Raw genomic sequence first — 26,652 nt, forward strand, 5'->3', positions numbered from 1 at the left:
ACTTTATTTTTTGAATAAGACGCAGACACATTCTGGTGCGTAGATGTCTTTTTCTAAGACAGTCAATTTGCCAGTGGCTTCATCGCGTTTGTATAACGTTAGGTTATCAGAATTTTGGTTGGCACAAACGAGATAATCGTTTGTCGGGTCCAAATCGAAATCGCGAGGGAAGTCGCCTTCAGTCGAGATTGATTGAACAAAAGTCAGGCCAGCGCCTTCATCGGTTACTTCAAAAACAGCGATTGAATTATGGCCGCGATTTGAGCTGTAAACAAAACGGCCATCGTTCGAGATACGTACCGCAGCGCCACTGTTGAAATCCGTAAAGTCCGCAGGGATCGTTGGCACCTTTTGGATTTTCTCAAAACTGCCATCTGCTTCATTGTAGCGTAAAACAGTCAATGAGCTGTCTAATTCGCCCACTAAGTAAGCGTATTGGTTATTTGGATGGAAGACCAAATGACGTGGACCAGTTCCGTCTTCTGCCACGTAAACGGAAACTTCTGTCAGTTTGCCATCTTCTGAAATATCATAAGTATATACCCGGTCTGTTCCAAGGTCACAAACTGCTAAACGTTGGTCTGGTGTTAAGTCAGTATAGTGGACATGAGGTTTGTCTTGGTTTTCATGAGAGCCGACGGGTTCATCATGGTAGATGCTGTCCGTTGCTTCGATGCTGCCATCCTCTAGAATTTTATAAACATTCACTTCACCTTTATGGTAGTTGGCACCATATAAAAGCTGACGGGTTTCATCAACTGCTACATAGCAAAGTGGTGCGCCTTCTTCCGTTGCGGTATTCAGCAAGGTAAAGTCTGGGGTATAAGCAGCTGCGCCGCCGTTGCCATCTACTTCTGTGACGCTGTAAACTGCTTCTTTTTTACTGCGGGCAAGATAAGTCGGACTTTTTTCTTCCGCGCATAAGGTCAAATCGGTCAGTGTTCCTTTTTCCGTATCTAAAGCGATCGAATAGATCCCTTTACTTTCGCGACGAGTGTACGTACCTAAATAAATCGTTTGCAACATAAAAAAACCTCCTAATAGTTTCATTCCTATTTAATTCTACCATAGAATGCGGTTTTGGGCGGGTAGAAAAACTCTTTATGTTATAATAAACAAGAAGATAGAAAGGGGAGTTTGTCATATGAAAAAAGGGACGATCAAAGAAATCGGTCCACAAGCGATCGATTCGCAAGAAAGAATGATCATCTTTTTTGGTGAAGAAGCGACCGACACACTGCGAGAATATTCAGTCATTCAAACGATTCCAGATTCGCAAGCGTTAGTCGTCACAAAAGGGGACCAGATCACTTTTGGTGATCAGACCTATCAAGTCCAATATGTAGGGACGGTCGTAAACCAAATCCTGCAAACGATCCAGCATGTGACCTTTGTCTTTGACGAAGTGCCGGCTGAAGATCAGCTTTCAAGTGCGATTTATTTAACGCCAACTGTTCTGCCGAAACTAGAAGTCGGCATGCAGGTGACGTACGACTAGGAGGCAAAGAATGTCATGAAAGAAACGCAGAAAAAGCCGCATTCCTGGTTTTGGAAATGGTTTTTAAACAATCAAGCAGTGACCAGCTTGCTGGTCATTTTATTGATTCTCTTGATTTTGCTGCTCTTTACGAAAGTGTCGTATTTGTTTGAACCCGTCTGGCAATTTTTAGCCATCGTCGGATTGCCAATCATTTTGGCGGGGATCTTGTATTACTTGATGAACCCCACCGTCGACTACTTAGAACGCAAGGGAATCAAACGAATCTACAGTATTTTCGGTCTCTTTATTTTAGTGGTTGGTCTGATCGTCTGGGGTGTGGTGGTGATCATCCCTAAGATCCAAGAGCAATCCATGAGCTTTGCGGATAATTTGCCAGGCTACTTGACGATCATCGAGAATAAGGTGAATGAGATCCTCTCTGATCCAATCTTCTCACAAGTCCAAGAGCAGATCGAAGCCTCCAATGAGAAGTTGATTTCTTCTTTGACGGATATCGTCCAAAACCTTTCCCGCAGCACGATTCAAAATCTAGGCAGTTTCTTCGGCGCCGTTGCAACGATCGTTTTAGCGGTCATTACCATGCCATTTATTTTGTTCTATCTACTGAAAGATGGCCGTAAACTAGCCCCTTATTTTGTTAAATTTTTGCCAACCAAAATGCGCCAGCCATCACTGGTCGTCTTAAAAGAGATGAACGATCAAGTATCCTCCTATATTCGGGGACAACTGACGGTGGCGTTTGCGGTCGCAGTGATGTTTATGATCGGGTTTAGTATCATTGGCTTAGATTATGCCATCACACTGGGGATTGCAGCGGGATTTCTAAATTTGATCCCTTATTTAGGATCTTTTTTGGCCATGATCCCTGCGGTCTTTTTAGGAATCGTCGGTGGACCCGTGTTACTGATCCAAGTGCTGATCGTCTTTGTCATTGAGCAGACCATTGAAGGCCGCTTGATTTCGCCATTAGTTCTAGGAAACGAGTTGTCGATTCATCCTGTCACGATCCTGTTAGTCCTCTTGACTTCAGGAAAACTGTTTGGCCTTGTTGGGGTCATTTTAGGGATTCCTGTGTATGCGGCAGCTAAAGTGGTCATTACCCATGTGTTTGAATGGTATACGCGGGTTTCCTCCTTGTATGAAGAGGAAGAACCGATCCCCGAAGCGCCACCAGAGGACACCCCAGAAGTGTAGCAGCTTCGAGTGTAAAAGAGCCCATACGTATTATCTACGGTACAGCCTTTTTCTGTGGGCTGTACCTTTTTTATGCGGATAAAAGAGCCAGCAATCATTGGAAAGTAACGGAAGATTTACAACCTATGAACGATGATTTTTGAGAAATAGACAGCTCTTTATTCAATAGAAAGAGCGAGGGATAGTGGCTTGGATCCAATTGACTTCGAAGGAACAAAAGAATATAATCGATTTATATAAAGAGTTTATATAACGAAACTTGTGCTTAAGGAGGACAATGAATGCCGAAACAACGAATAACAAAGGAAATGGTGGTTGATGCCGCCTTTGAGATTGCTCGAAAAGGCGGTATGGAGCACGTGATCGTCAAGAACATTGCCGAGAAGTTAGGCTGTTCAGTCCAGCCCATCTATAGTTACTGCACCAATATGGAGGGCCTGCGAACAGAAGTAGAGCAGAAAGCACGGCAATTTTTACAAGCGTATCTAGAAGCCCATAGCGACCCCCAGGATCTGTTTCGCAGTACCGGACACGCGTATTTGCAATTGGCGAAAGAAGAACCCCATATTTTGAGTATTTTTGTCTTACAAAAAAGAGCGAATGTTTCGTCATTAGAAGATCTGTATCAGTTGGAGACGAATCCTCAAGTAGCCCAAAGGATTGCCGCCGATTTGACTATCAGTATAGAAACCGCCAAACAGCTACACATGCATATGCTCATTTACACGATCGGAATCGGTACGATTTTCTCAGTAACGACACCCGGTATTCCACTAGATGAAATCTATGCACAACAGGAAAAAGCGTACGAAACATTTTTAGAACAAGCAATAGCTGGCACAAAACCATAAGGTGCAGTCCTAACTGCAGAGAGGAGTTCCCCCATGAAAAACGGCATTATTGTTTATCAATCGAAATACGGCGCTGTCAAAAAGTATGTCCACTGGCTTCAAGATGCAACAGGTTTTTCCAGCCTAGAAACCCCAAAAGCGAAAATAGCTGAAGTAATGGATTATGACACAATTATCTTCTGTGGGGGAATCTATGCATCGGGTATTGCTGGACTGTCCTTTTTAAAAAAGAATACCAACCAGCTAAAAGACAAAGAGATACTTATCTTTTGTGTGGGAGCCTCTGCTCCTGAAGAAGATGTTGTGAAAAAACTCAGAGAACAGAATCTCACGGGTCCAATAAAGGACATCCCCCTTTTTTACGGCAGAGGACAATGGCAGGAAAGCAAAATGAATTTCTTTGATCGAAACTTAGTGAAAATGTTAAGAAAAGCTGCGGCTAAGAAAGCGCCGCACACCTATGACCCACAGACGAAGGCACTCATGGAAGCCAACGGACAAGATTGTGATTGGACAGATAAAAAGTACTTGGGTCCGTTGGTGGATTATTTGGAGCAGGGACTGTATTGAACGAGCACAAGCGTTTATTGAGGTTTTATGACTCAAATGAGCAATGAGTGACCAGAGTGTAAGAACAGAACAAAGTTAGTTTATTGCTAATAGATTTTCTGTTGTGACACCCAGAGTCAGCAACTAAGTTCTAAAAAATCGCTCGATCTATTTCTAAAAAGCAATGACTAAGTAGAATGCCGATCACGCATGAGAGGATGTCTTATGCGTGACGGTTTTTTGTTTTATAAACTAGATAGCTTATCTCAAAAAATGGGTAGCTGTTTCCTTTGCTGACAAAATTCTCAGGCACCGTATCTAATGGATTTCTTTTTTGCTTTGCAGGATGAACAGTTTTGTGAAGCTGAGCGTTAAACCTGATCTTTTTAGTGTTTTAAAAATAAGCAGATAAGCTATCACTTTCTGTACAACGTATATTCTTTCTAAATGCAAGATATCTTTCGTTGCGGGGTTTTTTATGGCTTGGGCGGATTTGACACACTGTTGCAAGAAATACATATGGTCGCCGAAAACATTGGTTGCGTATACTAAATGCAAGATAAAAGAAAGCCTTGTGAGGTCAAGAAAATGTGGATTTTAGCAATTGATATTGGCGGTACTGCTATTAAATGTGGGTTAGTGAATAGTCAAGGGGAACGCAGACAATTGACTCAATTTCCTATGAACAAGGAATATGCCACAGTCACGCAACGCATATGTCGACACATCGATGCATTCTATGCTGCAACATTTGATGGTATTGCTATTAGCTCAACGGGACTGGTTGATCCACGAAGCCAAGAAATCGGGATGACATCACCTTTGTATGAAGGATTTGGCAAAAGACTGGTTAGGCATTTGCGAAGCACATACCAATGTCCAGTGGCTGCCGAAAATGATGGCAACTGTGCGTTATTGGCAGAAAAGTGGTTAGGTCACGCTCAAAATTGTGCGTCCTTTGCGACAATTGTCCTAGGTACATCCGTTGGCGGTGGCTTAATGATTAACCATCAATTGGTTCGCGGCAAACACTTACTAGCAGGAGAGTTTGGCTATATGCTTTTTCCGACCGAAACGAAGGATTGGGAACTTTGGAGCATCGCAGGGTCAACCAGAACTCTTGTGGAAGAAACAGCAGAGCGTATCGGAGATCCCACAATCAATGGGCAGCGCATTGATACACTGGTTCAAGAACAAGATCCGCGATGTCTGCCAATGGTCGCTGATTTTGTCGATAAGCTGGCGGCAGCTTGCTATAGCCTACAGTACATGATTGATCCGGAAATTATCTTGATTGGTGGTGGAATCAGTGCTAGCCGTTTCTTGATCCCTCAAGTAAACGCACGATTGGCTGTGATTGCTGAACAGATTCCAAGTACTGTTATCGTGCCAAACATTTGTGCCTGTCGTTTTGGCAATGAATCAAATTTATTAGGCGCTTGTTATAACTGGTTAAGAAAATACAAGCCTGATAGCTAACTTGTAAAAAAGCATTGTTTTTTATTAAAATAAAGCGTATTTTATTAGAGTATCATACATTCTTTTCTCCTAAATAAGTACCGATAAATGAAAGCGTTTTTGAGCTTTTTAAATAACAGAGAATAGGTGATGCAAGTGAGAAAGTACACGGAACAGAATCGTCAAAAACTATTTAGGGGAATCATTCGTGCCATCAGCTCTTATTTAATCGTGTTTTTAGTGCCTTTTTTAGCCGTGTCATGGATTTGGTATGATACCTCTGTCAAAAGTATCAATGAACAAGTACTGCTGACGGCCAGAAATCAATTGATCCAATTGAAATATTCATTAGAAAATACATTTATTCAATTGAATTATCTGACCCAAAAAATGACCAATGATCATGTTGTTTCATTGAAATACCTACAGCATCCTTACTTGACTAAAGAAGCAAAAGAAGCGATGCAGACATATAAAATCACTAACGATCTAGTCGAAGAAGTCTATTTATATTATAAAGAAGCTCCGGCGACCCTTTATTCAACCGTTGGCTCACTGTCAGTCGACACATTCTTGAATAAGGTACTGCCAAAAAACGATATGGACCAAGTTCAATTGGTCGCACAATTGGACTCTCCAGCGCCGACGTTACTGACATTGGAAGGTGCTGGTGGAGAACAGCGATATTCGCGTTTCTTTTATATCGTTCCAATTCAAAGTGAAGAAATGACCGTTTACGGCGCAGCAATCTACGAAATCAAAGAAAACAATTTGAAGAGAATCCTTGATTTAAGCAATAGTGATGGGCTCAGCAATACCTATATCATCAATGATGAGTATCAGTTATTAGCCAGTACCACCAATGATGAGTTAGCACGCTTTTTAAATCATCCTGAGCGAATGAAAAAAGGCATTCAAACAGGACGAATGCGGTTTGAACAATCGACGTATTTTGTTCAAGCGATTGCCAACAAAGAATTGAATATTTCGGTCGTAGCTGTCGCCAATCCGAATCAAGCATTGGCTTCAGTCAACCGTGTGCAAGAACAGTTCGTCCTAGTATTTATCGCCATATTGTTTACGGGTATCACCGCAGTCGTGATGCTTGGTTTACGCAGTTATCGGCCGATTCGCAAAATAGAAAATCTGGTTCAGGAGTTTCATCGTGATCCAAAAATGACTCTTCATTCGATGGATGATGTCCATAATACGCTAGCGGCATTTTTGGTAGAGCACCAAGAACTGCATCAGGAAGTTCGTTTACAAACACCCCATGCGAGAGAACAAGTATTGCGCAAATTAATGAGTGGACGTTTCCGTTCAGAACAAGAATTGGCTCTGCTTTTGGAAGCTGTCCATGTTTGTTTTCCTAAGTCGAATTATTTTGTGATCGCCATTGATACGAAAACTGTTGATACCAAAGCCAAGCAAGGGGATAAGAAATTTTTAATTGATTATATCGAAGAAATCAAAGAAGCTGATTATACGGCATATGCCACTGAAATTTTGTCCACAGAAATGCTGGCATTGACCGTTGGCTTTGTTGATGGCAAAGAGCAAAAAGAAATTGTAGATGCTATCGCGGAAAAAATTACCCAAGCGATCTCCCTAACACCCGCAATGGGTGTCGGGATGACGGTGGATCAACTAACGGCTATTAATGAATCGTATATCGAAGGATTGGCGGCACTGGAAAATCAAGGAAGTCAAGGGAAGCAAATCAGCTACTATGCGGAGCTTTCCCAAGAGACCAAACATTTACCGATCAATTATCCAGACAATCAAAAATTAAAATTGATCCAAGCCTTGAATCAAGGAAATATTGAAATTGCCAGTGAAACGATCCAACGTTTGATTGAAGAAGGCGAGAGCAAACAGACTTCTCCTCGTGTCCAAAAAATGTACGGCTACTACTTGTTGAATACGATCGCGCAAGTCGGCGGTGAATTGGTGGGGGCAGAGGTACTGCATACTGCTTCTGAAAGTGCCGATTTCAACAGCTTGAACCAATTGCAGACGGCCTTGTTAACGATTGCCCAGCAGATTTGTACAAAGGTGCAGAAACAGCCGCTGGATGACGAGTCGGAAATGAATGAGAAAATCTTCAGTTTTATTCAAGAAAATTATCATTCCTCTCAGCTATCGCTAGAATCGGTGGCAGAGGAAGTAGGTGTATCTGTCTCTTATGTCAGCCGTTTTGTAAAAAAAGAAAGTGGCAAAACCTTCTCCAAATATATTCAAGAATTACGGCTGAAAAAAATCAAAGAAGAACTGATTGAAACAGATTTGCCAATCAAAGAAATTATTCGTAACAATGGGTATTATGATGTTTCCAACTATACGAGAAAGTTCCGAAAATTAGTGGGTGTGACCCCAGGGCAATACCGTGAAATGAACCAAAAAATGAGAAATTATTGAACGTAAATTATTGAAAGTAAGAGGAAGAATGAGATGAATAAACCAGTTGATTTGAAAGAAGCTCAGCAACGAGCTGCCGTCTTTTTTGAGGAGATAGGTTGGCAGTCGGCGAAGGAACCGCTCCCGCAAATAGTGGTCGATCCGCAGCTGGATGCTGATTTTCGATTTGAAACCCAAACAATCAGTGTGTCCTCGCCAGAACACGTCTTTTACGCGTTAACCAAATATGGCCGAGATCAAGCGACAGGTCAATTAGCACAGAAAAGCTATCTAGCAGCGCTTAAAGAACGCTGTCTGATGATCGATATCGGGCGCAAATTTTATTCTCTAACTGATTTGAAAGCAATCGTCCGCAGTATGGCTTGCTTCCAATTTACGCATCTGCAGCTTCATTTTTCGGAAAACGAAGGCTTTCGGATTGAATCCCAGCAATTTCCAGAAATCGTTTCGGAAGAATATTTGACCAAGCAGGAAATTCGTGAATTGATTGCGTATGCTCAAAACCATTCAATTGCCATTATCCCTGATTTTGATTCTCCTGGTCATTTGCGGCAAGTATTGGCTCAAAAGCCCGAGTGGCAATTACCGACAGCTGATGGCACGCGTGATGAACGAGCACTGAACATTTTGGATTCAGAAGCGGTAGCTTTTATTCAGGAAGTTTATCGGGAATATGCGCAACTGTTTGAAGACAGCACCTATTTTCATATTGGTGCCGATGAGTTTATTGATTTTGATCATTTAGAAAACTTTCCGCAAATGATCGAAGCAGCCCGCGAGCGCTATGGGGAAAAAGCTAGCGGAATCGAAGTTTTTATTGATTATGTCAATGAGCTAACGGCCTTTGTTGAAAGTCTCGGCTTTGTTGTGCGGGTCTGGAATGATGGTTTTTACCGCTTGAATCGCCAAGAGCAGACAACGTTGACGGAGAATTGCCAAATCTCCTATTGGACCCGGTGGAACCAGAATATGGCGCCGGCAGATGTCTTTTTTGAAAAAGGCTATACCATGATCAATCACAATGATAATTTTTTCTATTATGTCTTAGGAGAAGCGGCAGGCTATACTTATCCAACCTACGAAAAAATCAGCAATGAATTCCAGTTGACGACGTTTGCCAATGGACAACAAGTTGCACAGGAACAGCTTGCCCAAACACAGGCGATCGCTTTATCCGTCTGGGCGGATGTACCTGAGGCCCAGACCAGTCGTGAAGTGATCCAAGCGATTTTTTGGCTCCAAGCGGCCATTAGCCAAAAAGTTTATAATGAACCCAATCGGCCAAAAGAGACAGTTCAAAAGCTCTATGATGGGTGGGAAGCGACATTCAGCTGATTGCTAGAGGAATTGGGTGAAGCAGCAATCCCTGATAATCCCTATTATTTTTTATGATGAATAAGTTTAACGATAAGGCAAATCAATGCCAGCGACACACTGTATAGAATGAACATAGCCCCGAGTGAGGGGGAGAAAGGGAGCAAATAAGTGATCATAGATATTCAACCGTTGAAGAGAAAAGATATCCTTGAAATGGATCAAATGTTTTTAAAGCAAGGGTGGCCTTCTCGTAAGCAGCTCTTGATTGATTATTTAAACGAGCAAGAAGCGGGGGAGAGATACGTTTTGCTTGCCAAAATAAACAACAAAACTGCCGGGTATTTGATCATGATCCCTCTAGCAAAGCACGGACCATTTAAAGGCTTGTATCCAGAAATTGTGGATTTTAATGTTTTTGAATCCTATCAAAATCAAGGGGTAGGCAGTCAGCTTTTAAAAGCAGCCGAAGAAAAGGCACGAGAAATAGCTGCCGTGGTGACATTGGGGGTAGGCCTGCATAATGGTTATGGATCGGCCCAGAGACTGTATGTAAAACAAGGCTATATTCCAGATGGATCTGGTGTTTGGTTCAATAATCAGAATTGTGCGATGAATGCGCCTTGCTGCAACAATGACGATCTTGTTCTTTATTTGTCTAAGGAACTTTGAACCTCCTGTGGTAAGTACCGTTAAGAATGGATTAAGCACGCAACTCGTTTGGATGTTCTCATCACCTGTTCAACAAGCTGGTTGGCTACTTTCGTATAGGCAAATTTGTAGGAGTTCTTGAACAAATAGCCATAAAAAATGACTAAAAGCGATCCGCTTCTAGTCATTTTTTTGTAAAGAAAGTAAGGGCAACGTCTTTATATAAATAAATTCTTCATTTAGGACAGTGCAACGGGTGCTTACATTTCTCTTAAAGTGATCTCGACCACTGGTACCAACACATCTGGTGGGCAGACGGGTAAGCTGAGAACAAGGTCCTCTTTGTTGATGATGGCTTCCGTTGAAGTTAGCACTTCCTCGGGATCAAATCCTCGGTAAAACAATTCGGAGCCATCATGTAAGAAACGGATATGCTTTACGCGTCCTGCAAGCCCTGGAAGATGCAAGGATTTGTATGGATAAGAAAAGAGGTGCAAGTAAAGTTTATTCCCGTTTTGGGTGTAACGACTGTCAATAGGCGGTTGAAAAGAGCTGGCACCACAGCCGATAATCGCTTGTTGATGATAATGCATCCATGAACCGATGGCTTCTAAATGGCTGCGAGTTGGTAAGCTGATTTCTCCACGAGCATTTGGGCCGATATTTAAAAGAAAGTTCCCATCTTTTGCCACTGTGTCAATCAGCATTTTGGTCATCATTTCACTGGATTTCCAGTGCTGAGCATCACGATCATAGCCCCACGTTTCGTACATCGTTTGGCACGCTTCCCATATCAAAGGCAATCCATCCGCTTCTAATGGTTTGTCTGGTTGGAATTGCTCAGGGGTGGTAATCCCTCGGCCCAAATCCAGACGGTCATTCAGCAGCATGTTCGGCTGCAGGTTTCGACAAATTTCTTCGATCCGCTTACTATCCCAATCGGCGGCACCTTTGCCTTTAGACCATCCCCAATCTCGATGACTATATGGAAAATCAAACCACATATAATCGATGGTTCCATAGTTAGTCAGTAGTTCAGTGACTTGACCAGCTAAAAAATCTTGATAGCGGCGCATGTCACGCTGGTTATTCGTCTGACGGGCTTGAATAGTCTCTCGTTGCGGATGCAGGCCGTCGAGCGTGAAATCTGGATGATACCAATCGATCAGCGAATGATACAGCCCAATCTTAATGCCGACCTTACGAAATGCCGGCAGCAGTTCTGCTAAGAGGTCACGCTTGAAGGGGGTATTGGTCACTTTGTATTCGCTGAGAGCGGTATCCCAAAGGGCAAAGCCTTCATGATGTTTCGTCGTGAAGACCATGTATTGAAAACCGGCCTTCTTTGCGGTTTGAGCCCATTCCTCTGCATTGAAAAGATCAGGATCAAACTGAGAAAAATAGTTCTCGCGATAGGTGGTGGGTTCAATTTTTTCTGTCGTCATAAACCATTCGTGTCGAGCGCCAATACTGAATAGGCCGAAATGGATGAATAAGCCAAACCGATCATGGAGGAACCAGTTTGGATCAGGGTAGTCGGCAGGCCAATTTTTATACGTTCTCATTAAAAATAACTCCTTTTTCAATCACTTAAAGAAATTCTGTATTCGTCATGACTGTTTCTTGAATTTTCCAGCCATCTGCTTCCTTGACAAAGGTATGGTAAGCCTCTGTGATGTGGTCACGGTAAGAAGAGTCTTTTGGGCTGATCGTTTTCTGTTGAGCCGCGACCAGCATGGATCCTGTCTCTTGTTTAACAACTTCAAAAGAAAGCAGCGTGTGCTGCAGCTGTTCTTCTGCAAAAAAATCAGCTAATTCTTGGGTCGTCTCTGCTCGTGCCGCTGCCACTAGCGTTGCGGCATAGGCTGTCGCGTCTTGGTCAGAGGCTGCTTGTAAATTTTCTTTCAGCACTGCCAAACACGCCTCCGCCGCTGCTTGATTTGTAATATTGCCTGTCATCTCCAGTTTTTCTGAAGGTTGGGCATGAACTGGAGCAGAAGAACCGGTTGTTAGAAAATAGAGAAAGAATAGGCTAACAATAGCCAGCAGACTCACGATGACGGTTCGGCGCAGCAAGGATGTTTTCATAAGTTCTCACTCCTTCTTTTAAACATCAGAAATTTTCCCCGCACTATAGATTCCATGAAATAAATTGCGACCCACAGAAGTACTGCCGCTGAAAGGGGTCACCATTGGTAAGGACGGTTGAGTCAATTCTTCCAACGTATCGAGCTCCCCGTCCAAGAAGGCAGTAAGCCGCCAAAGTGTCGTGTCGCAGCGCATCAGCAAGGCGCCGTATCGCAGATCGATAATTTCAAAACCGAAAGGTCGATTCCAGTCAAACCAGACTTGACGATGGGCTTCATAAAGGGATTGCAAGGCGGATTTATAGACACTGAGCGCATCTACTGCTTGGTGCAGTCCGGTGCGATCCTTGCTTTTATAGGCACTGGTGATCTGGTTGGTAATACAGGCTTTTTGTGCCAAAACATCAGCCAGCTGCTGATAAAAGGCAAACATCGTTTGTGTGTCCCGTGTTGCTTTCACAGCAGCCAACTCTTGAGCCAATGTTTGATAGTGGGATGCTAAAGAAAGATCAGTTAAATTTTCTTGATACAAGCCATACAGCAAGTCTTGGTAGAGCAACAGCTTGCTGGGGTTTTCTCCGTGAGGATTGTTTTTTTGCACACCTGCAGTTTGATCAAAGCGATCAAGCAGTAAAAAGTCGTTGGCTATTGACTGGTGAAAAAGCTGAAATTTTTTAGTTAAATTCTCTAACGAAAGGTCGTTTCCAAACTGCGCTTCACTGAAATATTGCAAACCTAGTAGCGCAGCAATCACTGGTGTTTCAGCTCCATCGTCGCCCCAAAGTGTGGCATAGACTTCTTGGACATCGTTTTCTTTGGCGGCTTGCAAGGCGTGACGCATAGTGGCGAAACTTTTGCCGTAGTTCGGCGCCAAACCGTTCCACGTCCAGATACCTCCAGCAAAGACGATCGGCTGTTTTAATTCCCGGTGTTTCGCAAACATTCGCTGATAAGAGGCATGATCATGATGATAATAATCCCAGTAAACCATTTTGACCGCAGGAAGGTCAGCAAATAATTCTGTCGGAAAACACACGTCTGAATCGTAGTAATCACCCGTAGGCGCACCGATTCTAAAAAACATATCGCTCCACATCATCGGCTCAAAACCTATGTTTCGACAAAGCGCAGCTACCTGCTTTAGGTGTGCGGCCATAATCGTGAACCGGTCTTGTAACCCGTGTATTTCTAAATACTTTCCTTTCCCCAATTGGTGTGCTTCATCCATACCGATGTGCAGTTGATCAGTTGCAAAACACGAACGGATCGAACGGATCGCTGCTTCCAAAAAAGTATACGTTTCTTCTTCTCCCACCAGTAGAATATCTTCTGTGTCCCGAATATTTCCAGCGAACTGCCACTTTAAAGGATTCGTCAAATGTGCCAATGTTTGAATCGCTGGAATCAAAGTTACTCCTACGGCTTGGGCATAGGTATCTAGAGCCTTTAATTCTACTTGGGTATAACGACCGCGCAAATGTCCGAAATAAGGGTACTCAGGAATTTCATAAGTATCTTCCATATAGAGCATGAGGCGATTGAGGCCCATCTTACTTGTTAATAAAATGAACCGTTCCAGCTTTTTGACGGTCATCACCGCATTGCGGGACAGATCGATCATTGGTCCAATTGCTTCAAAATGCGGCTGTTCTTCTAAGACATAGACTGGGCGATCTTCATGCACCCATAAAGTTAATGCCCGAAACAAATGCGCTTTTTCTTGATAGTAAATGATCGTTTCTAGTGGGCCGTGGCAAATTTTCAGGGAACCGGGTCGATGAATCAAGCGCAAGGGATGACCATTCGGCGTTTCCCTCAATTCTAGTTCTTGCAGTGCGTGACTAAAAAAATCATCGAGGTTTTCATTACTTTGGATAAAAATGTCCTTCATCACGAGCGTCCTTCTTTCATCAGTGATTCCGAGCGCTGAATCGCTTGAAAAGAGAACCAGCTACTGGGGAATAGGAAAAAGGGAACAAAGCCGATGACTAATAAGATTGGCAAAAAAGTCAAAATGATAGTAGTCACTAAGATTCCCAAAATCATCGCAATTGTTTGGGGAACACTGATAACCATTAGTAATATTGCTTGTTTAAAATAGTGAAGAAGCGTCAAATCATAACGCAAATAGACCGGCAGAAGGTACAAGCTGATCAAAAGGGCACTGATAAATAGCAGCAGCAAAAAAAAGTGAATCAAGCTATTTTGGATAAAAGTACTAGAGATACGTAATTCCAACCATAAGAACAACAACAAACCCGCTTGCATGGCGCCTAATTGATTGGCACGACGGAAATTTTTTTTCACGATAGTTTTGAACCAAGTCTTCAAAGACGCTGGTCGTTCCTTTTTTTGGAAGCTATCGAAAAAAGCTTGGATAATCGTAGCGGTGGCAGGAAAAATACCTAAAAATATCCCGTATCGAAATACCCAATAAAACCAGAGTAACTGCAACTTCAGGCAATGAAGTAACCAATCGCCGACTTGATAGGAAACATGATAAATACCATTCGTTTGTTTCATAAGCCCCTCACTTTCTTACGGATACAAGTTTTGTTGTATCCGCTTTATTTGTTGTTCTAATCGTATCATTGATATATAGCCAGTGGGAGTAAATGGAAAAATCACACATCGAAAACAAGAAAAACACAGCAAATGTATTTGAAACGCTACATTTCTCCAAAAACGTTCATCGAAATCAAGCTTTATTCCTTGCACCTTTTATAGACGAAGTTGTTCGTTTTAACATAGCGAAAAAACTTACATATTGTTATAGGACATTTTTTTCGCTTACATTTAGAACAAAGAAAGGAGTGCAAATGAATGACAAATATTCGCGGTGATATTGAAGAAGCCAAAGGGAACATTCAAGAAGAACTAGTCCCAGAAACAGAAATGCTCAAGCAACGTCTGGAATGGTTTCAAGACTTGAAATTCGGAGTAATCTTCCATTATGGGCTGTATGCCGAAGCGGGGATCGTTGAGTCTTGGCAATTATCTGAAAAAGATGAATGGGCTAGAGAAAACCACCCTTATCGAGAAACCATCGAAGCACTGCGTTTGGATTATTGGCAGTTGATCAATCAGTTTGAACCGAAGAAGCTGGATACCCGCAAATGGGCAAAAATCTGTAAGGATGCAGGGTTTAAGTACTGTTTATTCACAACAAAGCATCATGATGGGTTTTCGATGTTCAATACAATGGAATCAGAGTTTAAAATCGGCGGGAAATTAAGTCCCTTTAAACGCGACATATTGCAAGAAGTGTTTACGGCATTTCGAGAAGCAGGGATCGCCACAGGAGCCTATTATTCTAAAGCTGACTGGTATTCTCCTTTTTACTGGTTGGATGATGATACCGTCAAAGGCCGTCATGCCAGTTACGATACCCATCTTCATCCAGAAATTTGGGCACGCTATGTGTCGTTTGTGCATCGCCAGATTGCGGAGATTACCTCCAATTACGGAAAAGTCGATTTTCTTTGGTTAGATGCCGGTTGGTGCGGACAAGGCAAAGAAGACCTACAAATGGATCGTTTAGCTGAGATTGCGCGTGAGAAACAGCCGGAATTGATCATCGTTGATCGGATGATGGGGGGCCGTCATGAAAATTATGTGACACCAGAACGCAAAATTCCTGCATTAGCAGAAATTCCTAAAAAAGTTTGGGAAAGCAATATCCCGATTGGAAATGATTGGGGCTATGTGCCGAATGATACTTTTAAGAGCAGCCAAGAACTGCTGGAAACCTTGATTGATGTAGTCAGTAAAGGGGGGAATTTGATTTTAGGCGTCGGACCAACACCTGATGGCGAATTTACATTCGAAGAGACCCAACGCTTAGAAGAAATCGGCCATTGGTTGGCGCTATATGGTGAAGGCATCTATGAAACGCGGGCAAGACCAACAGCTTGGAAAAATGAATGGTATTTGACCTATCAAAAAGACGGCAAGGCTCATTTTGCATTTCGCAGTATCGCTGCAGTCGCTTGCGAACAGATTCCTTTAACAGAGATCGGAGCAACTGAAGAAGACGAGCTAATTGATCTAGCCACTAAAAAACCGTTACCAGTCTATAAAAATGCGGATGAACCGTATCTCTTATGGTCGGATATCAGTCACCCGAACGTTGGGGCAGTTGGGATTCGCGTTTCGACACATAGGGAAAAAAATACACATTGATTTGAAAGCGAATACAATTCATGATAAGGCTAACACCAAGCAAGGAGGAGGAAGAATGGAAACAGCGCCAATCAGACAAACCGTTTCAGTACCTAAAACAAAGAAACAAGATATAAAAATGAAGATCAAGAAAAATCGGCAATTGTACTTGTTTGTGTTGCCAGCGTTTTTGATTATTTTGATTTTCTCGTATGGACCGATGTATGGAATCATTATTGCATTCAAGGATTATATGCCTTCATTAGGGATTATGGGCAGTCCTTGGGTTGGGTTTAAACATTTTCAACGTTTCTTCGATTCCTATTATTTTTGGGAACTCATCAAAAATACTTTAGGAATCAGTATCTATTCATTGGTTGTCGGTTTTCCGCTGCCGATCATCCTGGCATTGGCTTTGAATGAGATCAAAGACGGCCCGTTTAAAAAAATTACCCAAACAGTCACGTATGCTCCAAACTTTATTGCTGTGGTGGTCATGGTTGGTATGGTCATTGCTTTTTTATCTCCCTCAACAGGGATCATCAATCACCTATTAGAATTTTTGGGTTTCGAGCGGATCAGCTTTATGACCAATCCCCGCTGGTTTAAAACGATTTATGTACTGTCGGGCGTTTGGCAAGGAACGGGATGGGGGTCTGTGATTTATCTGGCAGCCCTATCTGGAGTTGATACGCAACTGCACGAAGCGGCAACGATCGATGGCGCTTCTCGTCTGCAACGCGTTTGGTATATCAATATTCCAACGATCATGCCCACGATGGTGATCTTATTGATCATGAGCTTCGGCAGCTTGATGTCAGTTGGGTTTGAAAAAATCATCTTGATGCAGAATCCTTTGAATATGCAATCCTCGAATGTGATTGCGACCTTTGTTTACCAGCAAGGGCTGTTAGATGCGCAGTACAGTTTTGCTGCGGCAGTCGGCTTATTTAACTCATTGATCAATTCAGTCTTGTTGATCGTAGTCAATCATATCGCCAAACGTTTAAGCAACTCTAGTTTATTGTAGAAGGGAGGACCAAAAGTGAAAACAACGTCTTTAATAAAAGATACCCGTGCTGATAAAATCTTTTTGATCTTTGTTTATGTGTTTTTAGCAATTTCTTTGCTGATCGTTTTGTATCCACTGATTTATATCATCAGTGCTTCAATCTCAAATCCGCATCTGGTAAACTCTGGTGAAATGTGGCTTTTGCCAAAAGGGATCACCTTTGAAGGCTATCGAACACTACTAGGCAATAGCAGTATCTGGCGTGGCTATTTGAACACGATTTATTATACGGTTTTAGGGACATCGATCAATCTCTTAGTGACCTTACCTTGCGCCTACGCCTTATCACGAGAGGATTTTTATGGGCGACGCGCCTTCACTAATTTTATACTGGTCACCATGTTCTTGTCCGGTGGCTTGATTCCCAGCTACTTGTTGATTCGCAGCTTAGGCATGCTGAATACTGTCTGGGCACTAGTGATTCCAGGAGCCGTCTCGGTTTACAATGTTGTTGTCACGCGAACATTTTTTCAATCCACGATTCCACGGGAGATGGAAGAAGCAGCAATTGTGGATGGTTGTTCTGATTTTCGGCTATTCATGCAGATCGTTTTACCACTATCAACGCCGATCATTGCGGTAATGGCTTTGTTCTATGGCGTCGGACATTGGAACAGCTTTTTTAGCGCATTGATCTATCTTTCTGATCGATCAATGTATCCGTTACAAATGATTTTAAGAGAAATATTGATTCTTCAAGATATGTCATCAAATACCGTCAATAATGTGACTTCAGAAATGGCGAATATGCTATATAGCAAACAACAACTTGCTCAAGTCATCAAGTACGGTGTCATGATCGTTTCTTCATTACCGGTAATTATCGTCTATCCGTTCTTACAAAAGTATTTTGTCAAGGGCATGATGGTTGGTTCAATTAAAGGATAAAAAACTTAAAGGAGGAAGAAAATGAGAGTAAAAAAGAAACTTTTAGGAATAGCAGGTGTTGCTTTGTGCAGTATGCTCGTCTTAGGTGCGTGCGGTAATTCTTCAGATGAAGGTACTGGGGAAAAGAAAGAAGTGGCCATCAATCATGACAGTCAGTTTCCGATCATCAAAGAAGGGGAAGAACTGACACTGAATATCATGGCACCTGGTGTAGGGTTGGCGGAATGGGAAGACATGCCGACATTACAGGATTATCAGGAAAAAACTGGCATCAAACTGACCTATACGACACCGCCATCCGCTGACTTTAGTACGAAACTGAACTTAGCCTTTGCTTCTGGAGATTTACCGGATATCGTTTACGGTGCTGGTTCGCAAGCATTGACTGCTTCGATGGAGATCGATTACGGTTCACAAGGGATCTTGCTTCCCTTAGAGGAGTATATCACGCCGGAAATCATGCCAAACCTGTATGCACTGACGCAAGAAGATCCCTCAATCTTGAAGTCGATCACAACGCCGGATGGGCACATCTACTCTCTGCCGATGATCTCACGGAATGCGACATCGATTTGGTGGCAAGGTCCGATGTGGTACAACGGCACGTGGCTCGATAATTTAGGTGTATCTGAACTGCCAAAAACCACAGACGAATTGCAAGAGCTTCTGACACGTTTTAAAAACGAAGACCCTAACGGCAATGGTCAAGCAGACGAGATCCCATTGACGGATGTTGATATGAACTCGACAAGAGTTTGGTTGATGGCTGCCTTTGGCTTACGGACCCGCGGCATCCAAGTGGATGATGATGTGGTCTCCTACACACCGACTTCAGAAAACTACAAAGCATTCTTGGAATATATGAATACATTGTACGATGAAGGCTTGCTGGATAAAGAAGTTTATGGACAGTCAGATGAACAGAAAAAAGCGAAGGGTGAAAACAATCAACTTGGGCTTTTTGCCGACTATTTCAGCTTCTTTACTACTGGTCGCAGTGAGGAAGAGGCTATGAACGATCCAATGTTCCAACCAGTGACTTCTGAATGGGCTCCAGAAGCTAAGATTCCCGGTAGTCCAAGAATTTCACGAGGGACCTTTGCTTTGACCAATGTCAATCCTTCTCCAGAAGCTTCTATGCGCTGGGTGGATTACTTCTATTCAGAAGAAGGCTCAAAATATATCGAACAAGGACCAGAAGGGTTTTTATGGGAGTACCAAGAAAATGCGGACGGTGAAAAAGTTCGTGTCTATGCAGACGGTATCGATACTAACAATACCGAAGACGAACGTGGCAAGATCACACCAGCATACGGATTGACAACGCCAAACCTTGTTATCGATACAACCGGCGAATACCATATCCGTAAAACGGCGAATGAAGAACCGGATACTCGTTTCAACGATTGGGTTGCCAAAGAAACAGCTGAGAAGATGGAAGACATCGCTGAAGTACCATTTCCGCTACTGTATTTAACGATTGAAGAAAACGATAAGGTAGCAGCAACTGCCACTGATTTGACAACTTATGTAGAACAAATGGAAGCCAAGTTTATCACAGGTGTCGAACCGTTAGATAATTGGGACGACTATGTGAAAACGATCGAAGCAATGGGCATTGACGAATACGTCGAAGTCTACCAAGCGGCTTATGACCGTTGGAAAGCAAACTAAATAAAGTGATAAGTGGAAAACGGGCCGAGATGATCAATCTCAACCCGTTTTTTTCAAAAATCTGCTAGAGGAGTCCAAAGAAAAATGAGAGTTATGCAGCCTTATGAGTTTGAACGCATTCGAAAAATTTTATACAAATTAAAACAATACCGCGTACGCCATCAGCAACCGGTAGCCCCACTTTTTTTAAAACGAGAGACTTGGGTACCGTATGAGCAAGGGACCTATTTTGGAGAAAAAAATTCCTATTACCAATTGCAAGGTAGCCTTCAAGTTCCCGCTGACTGGGTGGAAAATCTTTGTGTCCTGCAAGTGTACTCAAGCCTTTCAGAGTGGGACAACACCACCAATCCCCAAATAAAAATCTATTTGGACGATACCTATGTCCAAGCCATCGATGTCAATCATCGAGAAATTACATTGACAAAACAATTTCTACAAAAAGAAGTCAAACTGAAGATCGATTTGTTCTCCGGCCGATCTGACAAACCATTCCCGCTGCAGGTCAATTTATTGGCGTTGGATCCTGCAGTTAATGATGTCTGGTATGATTTTTATACGCTGTTTGATAGTTGGCGTGCCATTCGTGCGTTTGGCGGTGACGAAGCATTTTATCAACAAGTCCTTGGTCAAGTCGCCAATGTCTTGGATTTTCGTACCCCCTACTCAACGGCATTCTATGAAAGTCTCACAAAAGCAAAGCAGCTGCTTTCATCGTGTTACTTACCAGCGCATACACCAAAACAAAAGGTGACGGCTGTCGGCCATACCCACATCGATCTGGCGTGGCTTTGGACGGCGCAGCAAGCAATTGAAAAAGGCGAGCGCAGTTTCCAGACGGTCTTGAAATTGATGGAGGAGTATCCAGATTACACGTTTTTTCAAAGCCAACCACAACTGTATCTCTCCATGAAAACCCATTATCCTGAACTTTACGCTGCAATCAAAGAAAAAGTTCGAGAAGGAAGATGGGAAGTTGACGGGGCGATGTGGGTGGAAGCCGATTGCAATTTGACTTCAGGAGAATCACTGGTTCGTCAGATCCTTTATGGCAAACGGTTTATGAAAGAGGAATTTCAAGTCGATAGCCGCATCTTATGGCTACCGGATGTCTTCGGTTATTCAGCCGCCTTGCCGCAAATTTTACGCAAAACAAATACGCCATACTTTATGACGACGAAGCTGTCATGGAACCAGTTTAATCAAATTCCTTATGATTCCTTCTATTGGCAAGGAATTGATGGAAGCCGCGTTTTGACGCATTTTATTACAACCATCAGTGAAGGATACAGTCCAAGAGATTATTATACGACGTATAATGGATTGCTAGATCCTTATACGATCAAGGGGAGTTTTGAACGTTATCAGCAAAAAGATCAGCACGACGAAATTTTGATTGCCTATGGGTATGGTGACGGTGGCGGAGGCCCGACGAAAGAGATGTTGGAAGTTCAAAAACGGCTGCAAAAGACATTGCCAGATATGCCGACGATCACTGGCAATCATGTGGGGGGCTTTTTTGATCGACTGGCAAATTCTTTTGCTGAAAAACCAGGACCGGTCTGGTACGGCGAATTGTACTTTGAATACCATCGTGGGACCCTGACTTCCATCGGAAAAAACAAAAAGGCCAATCGTCAAGGAGAATTCTTCTTACAGACGATCGAAAAACTTTATAGTATCTGTGGGATGAATCGCTATCCACAAGCTGAATTAGAACAACTTTGGAAACAGCTGCTGTTCAATCAATTCCACGATATTCTGCCGGGAAGCTCGATCAAAGAAGTCTATGATCAGACGGATCAAGAGTATCGGCAGCTCTTTGATAAAGGCTGCGAACTGATCCACGCTTTGCTTCCAGAAACACAAGCACCCAAAGCTACTACTTGCCATGTCTTTAATCCGCTAGGGCAAGAGCGGACGGGTCTGGTCTATTTAGACGATCAGACAGGGGTCAAAGAAGCTTACTCGACTCAGCGGACCCATGATGACCGGCTATTAGTCAAAATTCCTGCCATGGCTGGCTTGAGCTGCAAAACATTGACCCCTGTCTCAGCTGTGCCTCAATCAAAGCAAGTGGCAATGCGGCTGGAGGAATCGTTTGAAACGGCGGATTTTAAAGTGATTTTTGACGAACACTTTGACATCATCTCTTTAATTGACAAACGGCATCAACGAGAGATCGTACCAAAAGGCGAGCGGTTGAATCAGTTAGTGGCTTATGAAGATCTGCCGATGGATTATGATGCGTGGGATATTGATATTTATTACCAGAAGAAGCCTTATCCTGTGAAGCAAGTTCTCTCAGCTGAGGTCGTTGAGCAAGGTGAGATTCGTGATACCTTGAAAATCAAACGTCAGTTTGAAGATTCTTTTATTACCCAATGGCTACATTTTTATCATGGCACCGGAAGAATCGATTTTGAAACAGCGGTTGATTGGCAGCAACATCAATTGCTGCTGAAGGCATTGCTGCCGATTGATGTCAACACATTGGAAGCGACATTTGATATTCAGTTTGGGCAGGTAAAACGACCTGTGCATCAAAATACGACATGGGACCAAGCGCGTTTTGAGAGCTGTGGTCAAAAATGGGTTGATCTCTCAGAAGGAAATTATGGGGTTAGTATTTTGACAGATTCGAAATATGGGTTCAATACGGATTATCAAAAGATCGGGCTTTCTTTGATCAAATCGCCGATCGATCCGTATCCAGAAGCGGATCAAGGCTTTCATGAGTTTACCTACTCCTTGTACGCCCACGAAGGGACTTGGCAAGACGCGCAAACGATGGAAGAAGCTTTGGCATTGAATGTTCCCGTTCTAACCGTTCCAGGTGTGCCGCAACTATCAGCAGAAGCTTTTCTAGCAGTCGATCAAAAGAATGTCTTGCTGGATACGGTGAAAAAAGCCGAAGATGAAGAGGCACTGATCGTGCGGTTGTATGAATATCACAATCAAACAACCGCCTGTCAATTGCGTTGCCAAAAAAGAATCAAAAAAGCGGTTTTAACGAATCTTTTGGAAGAAACCGTCGCTGAACTGCCGATCGAGCCGCTGGATGCCCAAAGCATCACAATCCATTTCCAGCCATTTGAAATCCAGACCATCATGCTTTATTTAGAAGACTAAATAGAAATGGAGAAGCATATGATTGAGACACTTTTACGGCAAATGACGTTGAAAGAAAAAATCGGCCAGCTGAATCAGCGTCTGTATGGTTGGGAAGTCTATGAAAAAACTAACGGAAAAATTATGTTGACTGAAACCTTTAAAAAAGAAGTAGCTCGTTTTGGCAGTCTTGGCTGGATCTACGGCGTGTTTCGGGCTGATCCTTGGTCAGGGAGAAATCAGCAAACTGGCCTGACGACCGCGGAGTCCTATGAGCTATCCCTTATGATTCAAACTTATTTGCAGGAGCACACTCGGTTGGGGATTCCAGCCTTTCTCAGTGAAGAGTGTCCCCACGGGCACCAAGGTTTGGAAGCCACGACATTTCCGGTCAATTTTAGTGTCGGTTCTAGTTGGAATCCCGACCTGTATCAAGCGGCCCAAACTATCACTGCTCAAGAGATTCGAGCAAAAGGGGCCCATGTCGGCTTAGTTTCCGCATTGGACATTGCTAGAGATCCGCGTTGGGGACGAACTGAAGAATGTTTCAGTGAAGATCCATTTTTAACCAGCAGCTTTACCAAAGCGGCCGTCAGAGGATTGCAAGGATCAAAAACAACGATAGAAAAACAGAACGTTTTAGCGGTGTTGAAGCATTTTGCTGCCCAAGGTGCAGGAATGGGGGGGCACAATGCAGGACCAGTGGCGATCGGTGATCGGGAATTCCGTGAAATTCATCTGCCACCAATGAAAGCGGGGATTGCTGCTGGGGCTTTGGGGTGTATGGCTGCATACAATGATCTAGATGGCGTTCCTTGCCATGCCAATACGTATTTGCTGCAAGAGGTTTTAAGAGAAGAAAGTGGCTTTGCGGGAATCGTTATGGCTGATGGGTGTGGGTTGGATCGGATTGCTGACTGGCTGGGAAGTCGCTCGCAAGCAGCCGCCAAATCCTTGACCAGCGGTGTAGATGTTAGTTTATGGGACGAAGTTTTCCCTGTATTGGAAGAAGCTGTCCTTGACGGATTGATTGCGGAAACGGTTATCGACGAGGCGGTCCGGCGTGTGCTTCTTTTGAAAGAAAAACTTGGCTTGTTTAAAGAAGCAACGCCCCACGTTTCATTGCCAGACCAAGAAAAGGCCCGACAAGCTTCCTTAAAATTAGCAGAAGAATCCGTCGTCTTACTAGAAAACAATGGCATTTTGCCTTTGAAGAAAACGCGACAAAAAATTGCTGTCATTGGTCCTCACGTTAAACAGCTGTATCATCAGCTGGGGGATTATACCCCATTTAAGGAGGAAGCAATGTGTATGACTCTTTGGGAAGGGTTGACCAAATTAAATACGCATCAAGTGGATTTCGCCTACGAAAAAGGCTGCGAAATCGCCAATGGAACAACGGCGCAACGACGGCGGGCTTGTCAGATCGCAGAAGACGCTGATGTCATCTTAGTGACGATTGGTGGCTCCAGTGCCCGTGATTTCACAACGGATTTTGACAAGAACGGCGCCGCCTTAAGGGGATCTCAGGAAATGACCAGCGGAGAAAACATCGACTTAGCTACCCTCGATTTGCCGCAATGCCAGTTGGATTTACTGTTTGCGTTGAAGAAGAGGAAAAAGCCGCTGATTGGGATCGTGATTTCTGGTCGACCGCATTGCTTAGCCCCTTTGAAAGAAGTATTCGATGGACTGCTTTACGCTGGCTATCCCGGCCAATATGGAGGGGAAGCGATTGCTCGGATTCTTTTTGGCGAAACGGTTCCTAGTGGGAAATTAGCAGTTTCTATTCCTGATACGGTTGGACAGCTGCCAGTCTGTTATAATTATCGCAACACAGCGTTTCAAAAAGACTACCTCGATCAAAACGGCACACCAGTATATTCTTTTGGTTATGGTCTTAGTTATGCCTCTTTTACTTGCAGCGCGGTTTCGGCTGAATATGCAGGTGAAGGCATTATCGTTAGCGGCACACTCGAAAATCATTCTGCAGTTTCTGGCAAAGAAGTCATTCAATGTTATCTAAAAGAGTACACGAAAGCATATGTGCCGAGGAAAAAAGTCCTGTGTGGCTTTCAAAAAGTATGGGTGCCTAATCAAGGGCAAGTAGCTTTTCAACTCGTGATCGATGAAGCATCATTGCAGCAGCTGGCAATTTCTTTGAAAGATACTGCATCGTTTTGTCTGGAAGTCGAAACAGCAGGTCAGCAGTATCGATTTTTATTTCAACGATCCAACCCTGACCGTACGTGGCAGGTAACTCAGAAAGGAGCAAAAGAATGATTCACTTTCCAAAAAACTTTTTATGGGGAGCGGCCGCGTCAGCACCGCAAACCGAGGGGGCTGCGGCTGTTGACGGCAAAAGTCCCTCTACATGGGACAAATGGTTTGAGTTAGAGCCGTCACGCTTTTACGATGGTGTCGGACCAAGCGACACTTCAAATACCTACTATCAATACCGTGAAGACGTGGCAAACATGAAGGCCATGAACTTAAATTCCTATCGGACATCGATTGCATGGACCCGCTTATTACCAGACGGAAAAACATTGAATCAGACGGCAGTAAAGTTTTATCGGGCATATTTTCAGGAAATGCTGGATCAAGGCATCGAACCGATCATTAATTTGTTTCATTTTGACATGCCTTGGTGGCTGATGGAGAAAGGAGGCTGGGAAGCCAGGGAATCCGTTGACCATTTTGCATTTTATGCAAAAACTGCTTTTGAACAATTCGGCGATTTAGTGAAAAAATGGGCGACCTTTAATGAACCATTGGTGCATATTGAATGTGGGTATTACGGAGATGCTCATTGGCCGCAAGTGCGTGATTTCAAGCGGGCGATCCAAGTGGGTTATCATACTTTGCTAGCTCATGCGAAGGCGGTTGCTGAGTTTCGTAAACTCGCACTTCCTGATGGAGAAATCTGTATCATCTTGAATTTGTCACCTGTTTATCCAAAAAGCCAAGAAGCGGCTGATCGAGAAGCCGCTGAATGGGCGGACCTCTTGTATATTCGCAGTTTTTTGGACTGTGTCGTTTATGGACAATTTCCTGAAAAACTAACGAGCTTGTTCAAGGAGCATCAATTGACCCCTGAATATGAGGCAGCAGATGCGGAAATTTTTCGTGAAAATACCGTAGATTTTATCGGTTGCAATTATTATCAACCGTTGCGGATCCAAGCGCCCCTTCCGCAGAATGGAGCATCCAATCTCTTTGAGCCGCGTCAGTTGTTTCGTGGGTACGATTGGCCAGAGAAAAAAATCAATCCTCATCGTGGCTGGGAAATCTATCCAGAAGGGATCTACGATATTGCGATGCGTCTGAAGAATGACTATCAAAACATGCCATGGTTTATTTCCGAAAATGGCATGGGGGTGTCAGAGGAAGAACGGTTCATGGATGCCACGGGGCAAGTCAATGATACGTATCGGATTACCTTTGTTGAAGACCATTTGTGTCAGCTGCATCGCGCGATCGAAGATGGGTCACCTTGTTTCGGCTACCATATGTGGACCTTTATGGATTGCTGGAGCTGGTTGAACGCTTATAAAAACCGCTATGGTTTTTATCGAGTAGATTTGAAGAATAACTTCGAGCGTTATCCTAAAGCGTCCAGTTTTTGGTTGGCAGAAGTAGCTGCTAGAAATGCCATTGATTGATCAAAGTGTCCGATTAGAAGCAAAAATACCGCAGGAACATATTCCTGCGGATTTCTTT

The 26,652-nt window shown here is 43.3% G+C and carries 20 protein-coding genes; 15 read left to right on the forward strand and 5 right to left on the reverse strand.

Annotated features, from left to right (window positions below):
- Nucleotides 1-3: 3 nt before the first annotated feature.
- On the reverse strand, nucleotides 4-1,026 hold the full coding sequence (locus P0G38_RS02395; protein ID WP_060791538.1) for a lactonase family protein: 1,023 nt from the start codon (nucleotides 1,024-1,026) through the stop codon (nucleotides 4-6).
- Nucleotides 1,027-1,144: 118 nt separating this feature from the next.
- Between P0G38_RS02395 and P0G38_RS02400 the strand changes: the two genes are divergently transcribed.
- The 8 genes from P0G38_RS02400 to P0G38_RS02435 all read left to right on the forward strand — a co-directional run bounded on the left by P0G38_RS02400 (nucleotide 1,145) and on the right by P0G38_RS02435 (nucleotide 9,957).
- A complete protein-coding gene (locus tag P0G38_RS02400; protein ID WP_005228025.1) occupies nucleotides 1,145-1,498 on the forward strand; it encodes a PTS glucitol/sorbitol transporter subunit IIA in 354 nt (117 codons plus the stop codon).
- 15 nt (nucleotides 1,499-1,513) lie between these two features.
- Nucleotides 1,514-2,695 carry an AI-2E family transporter gene (locus tag P0G38_RS02405; RefSeq protein WP_005228027.1) on the forward strand — a complete coding sequence of 394 codons (1,182 nt, stop codon included), beginning with the start codon at nucleotides 1,514-1,516 and terminating at the stop codon, nucleotides 2,693-2,695.
- A gap of 281 nt (nucleotides 2,696-2,976) precedes the next feature.
- Nucleotides 2,977-3,546, forward strand: coding sequence for a TetR/AcrR family transcriptional regulator (locus tag P0G38_RS02410; RefSeq protein ID WP_010749120.1), 570 nt, complete (start codon nucleotides 2,977-2,979; stop codon nucleotides 3,544-3,546).
- Between the two features lie 33 nt (nucleotides 3,547-3,579).
- Nucleotides 3,580-4,116, forward strand: a complete 537-nt coding sequence (locus P0G38_RS02415; RefSeq protein WP_275853972.1) for a flavodoxin domain-containing protein — start codon at nucleotides 3,580-3,582, stop codon at nucleotides 4,114-4,116.
- Between the two features lie 531 nt (nucleotides 4,117-4,647).
- Nucleotides 4,648-5,574 carry an ROK family protein gene (locus P0G38_RS02420; protein WP_060791536.1) on the forward strand — a complete coding sequence of 309 codons (927 nt, stop codon included), beginning with the start codon at nucleotides 4,648-4,650 and terminating at the stop codon, nucleotides 5,572-5,574.
- A gap of 129 nt (nucleotides 5,575-5,703) precedes the next feature.
- Nucleotides 5,704-7,971: a helix-turn-helix domain-containing protein gene (locus tag P0G38_RS02425; protein ID WP_074536699.1), complete on the forward strand. Its 2,268-nt coding sequence runs from the start codon at nucleotides 5,704-5,706 to the stop codon at nucleotides 7,969-7,971.
- A gap of 33 nt (nucleotides 7,972-8,004) precedes the next feature.
- Complete coding sequence (locus tag P0G38_RS02430) at nucleotides 8,005-9,306, forward strand: family 20 glycosylhydrolase (RefSeq protein WP_074536700.1); 1,302 nt, start codon at nucleotides 8,005-8,007, stop codon at nucleotides 9,304-9,306.
- Nucleotides 9,307-9,456: 150 nt separating this feature from the next.
- Nucleotides 9,457-9,957, forward strand: coding sequence for a GNAT family N-acetyltransferase (locus tag P0G38_RS02435; protein ID WP_275853973.1), 501 nt, complete (start codon nucleotides 9,457-9,459; stop codon nucleotides 9,955-9,957).
- A 239-nt stretch (nucleotides 9,958-10,196) separates the two neighbouring features.
- Here the strand turns inward: P0G38_RS02435 and P0G38_RS02440 are convergent, their stop codons facing one another.
- From P0G38_RS02440 to P0G38_RS02455, 4 genes are read right to left on the reverse strand one after another with little or no spacing between them, the layout of a single operon-like run.
- A complete protein-coding gene (locus tag P0G38_RS02440; protein ID WP_074536702.1) occupies nucleotides 10,197-11,501 on the reverse strand; it encodes an alpha-L-fucosidase in 1,305 nt (434 codons plus the stop codon).
- 25 nt (nucleotides 11,502-11,526) lie between these two features.
- Entirely contained in the window at nucleotides 11,527-12,024 is a 498-nt protein-coding gene (locus P0G38_RS02445; protein WP_015510405.1) for a hypothetical protein, read from the reverse strand.
- A gap of 18 nt (nucleotides 12,025-12,042) precedes the next feature.
- Nucleotides 12,043-13,914, reverse strand: coding sequence for a beta-N-acetylhexosaminidase (locus P0G38_RS02450; protein ID WP_194193460.1), 1,872 nt, complete (start codon nucleotides 13,912-13,914; stop codon nucleotides 12,043-12,045).
- The gene (locus P0G38_RS02455) at nucleotides 13,914-14,546 is read right to left on the reverse strand and encodes a DUF624 domain-containing protein (RefSeq protein WP_015510403.1); all 633 of its coding nucleotides are present in this window, start codon (nucleotides 14,544-14,546) and stop codon (nucleotides 13,914-13,916) included. The genes P0G38_RS02450 and P0G38_RS02455 overlap by 1 nt, the downstream gene beginning before the upstream one ends.
- Nucleotides 14,547-14,846: 300 nt before the next feature.
- Between P0G38_RS02455 and P0G38_RS02460 the strand changes: the two genes are divergently transcribed.
- The 7 genes from P0G38_RS02460 (at nucleotide 14,847) to P0G38_RS02490 (ending at nucleotide 26,594) form a co-directional block, all read left to right on the forward strand.
- Nucleotides 14,847-16,205: an alpha-L-fucosidase gene (locus P0G38_RS02460; protein WP_074536704.1), complete on the forward strand. Its 1,359-nt coding sequence runs from the start codon at nucleotides 14,847-14,849 to the stop codon at nucleotides 16,203-16,205.
- A gap of 55 nt (nucleotides 16,206-16,260) precedes the next feature.
- Complete coding sequence (locus P0G38_RS02465) at nucleotides 16,261-17,214, forward strand: ABC transporter permease (RefSeq protein WP_005228058.1); 954 nt, start codon at nucleotides 16,261-16,263, stop codon at nucleotides 17,212-17,214.
- A gap of 15 nt (nucleotides 17,215-17,229) precedes the next feature.
- Nucleotides 17,230-18,144 (forward strand): carbohydrate ABC transporter permease, encoded by a 915-nt coding sequence (locus P0G38_RS02470; RefSeq protein ID WP_275853974.1) that lies wholly within the window; start codon nucleotides 17,230-17,232, stop codon nucleotides 18,142-18,144.
- A gap of 21 nt (nucleotides 18,145-18,165) precedes the next feature.
- Nucleotides 18,166-19,818 carry an extracellular solute-binding protein gene (locus tag P0G38_RS02475; protein WP_015510400.1) on the forward strand — a complete coding sequence of 551 codons (1,653 nt, stop codon included), beginning with the start codon at nucleotides 18,166-18,168 and terminating at the stop codon, nucleotides 19,816-19,818.
- Between the two features lie 84 nt (nucleotides 19,819-19,902).
- Nucleotides 19,903-22,950: an alpha-mannosidase gene (locus P0G38_RS02480; protein ID WP_275853975.1), complete on the forward strand. Its 3,048-nt coding sequence runs from the start codon at nucleotides 19,903-19,905 to the stop codon at nucleotides 22,948-22,950.
- Nucleotides 22,951-22,968: 18 nt separating this feature from the next.
- On the forward strand, nucleotides 22,969-25,212 hold the full coding sequence (locus P0G38_RS02485; protein WP_275853976.1) for a glycoside hydrolase family 3 N-terminal domain-containing protein: 2,244 nt from the start codon (nucleotides 22,969-22,971) through the stop codon (nucleotides 25,210-25,212).
- The gene (locus P0G38_RS02490) at nucleotides 25,209-26,594 is read left to right on the forward strand and encodes a glycoside hydrolase family 1 protein (RefSeq protein ID WP_275853977.1); all 1,386 of its coding nucleotides are present in this window, start codon (nucleotides 25,209-25,211) and stop codon (nucleotides 26,592-26,594) included. The genes P0G38_RS02485 and P0G38_RS02490 overlap by 4 nt, the downstream gene beginning before the upstream one ends.
- The last annotated feature ends 58 nt before the right edge of the window (nucleotides 26,595-26,652 follow it).

Source organism: Enterococcus casseliflavus (genome assembly GCF_029215545.1).
Taxonomy (GTDB): Bacteria; Bacillota; Bacilli; order Lactobacillales; family Enterococcaceae; genus Enterococcus_D; species Enterococcus_D casseliflavus.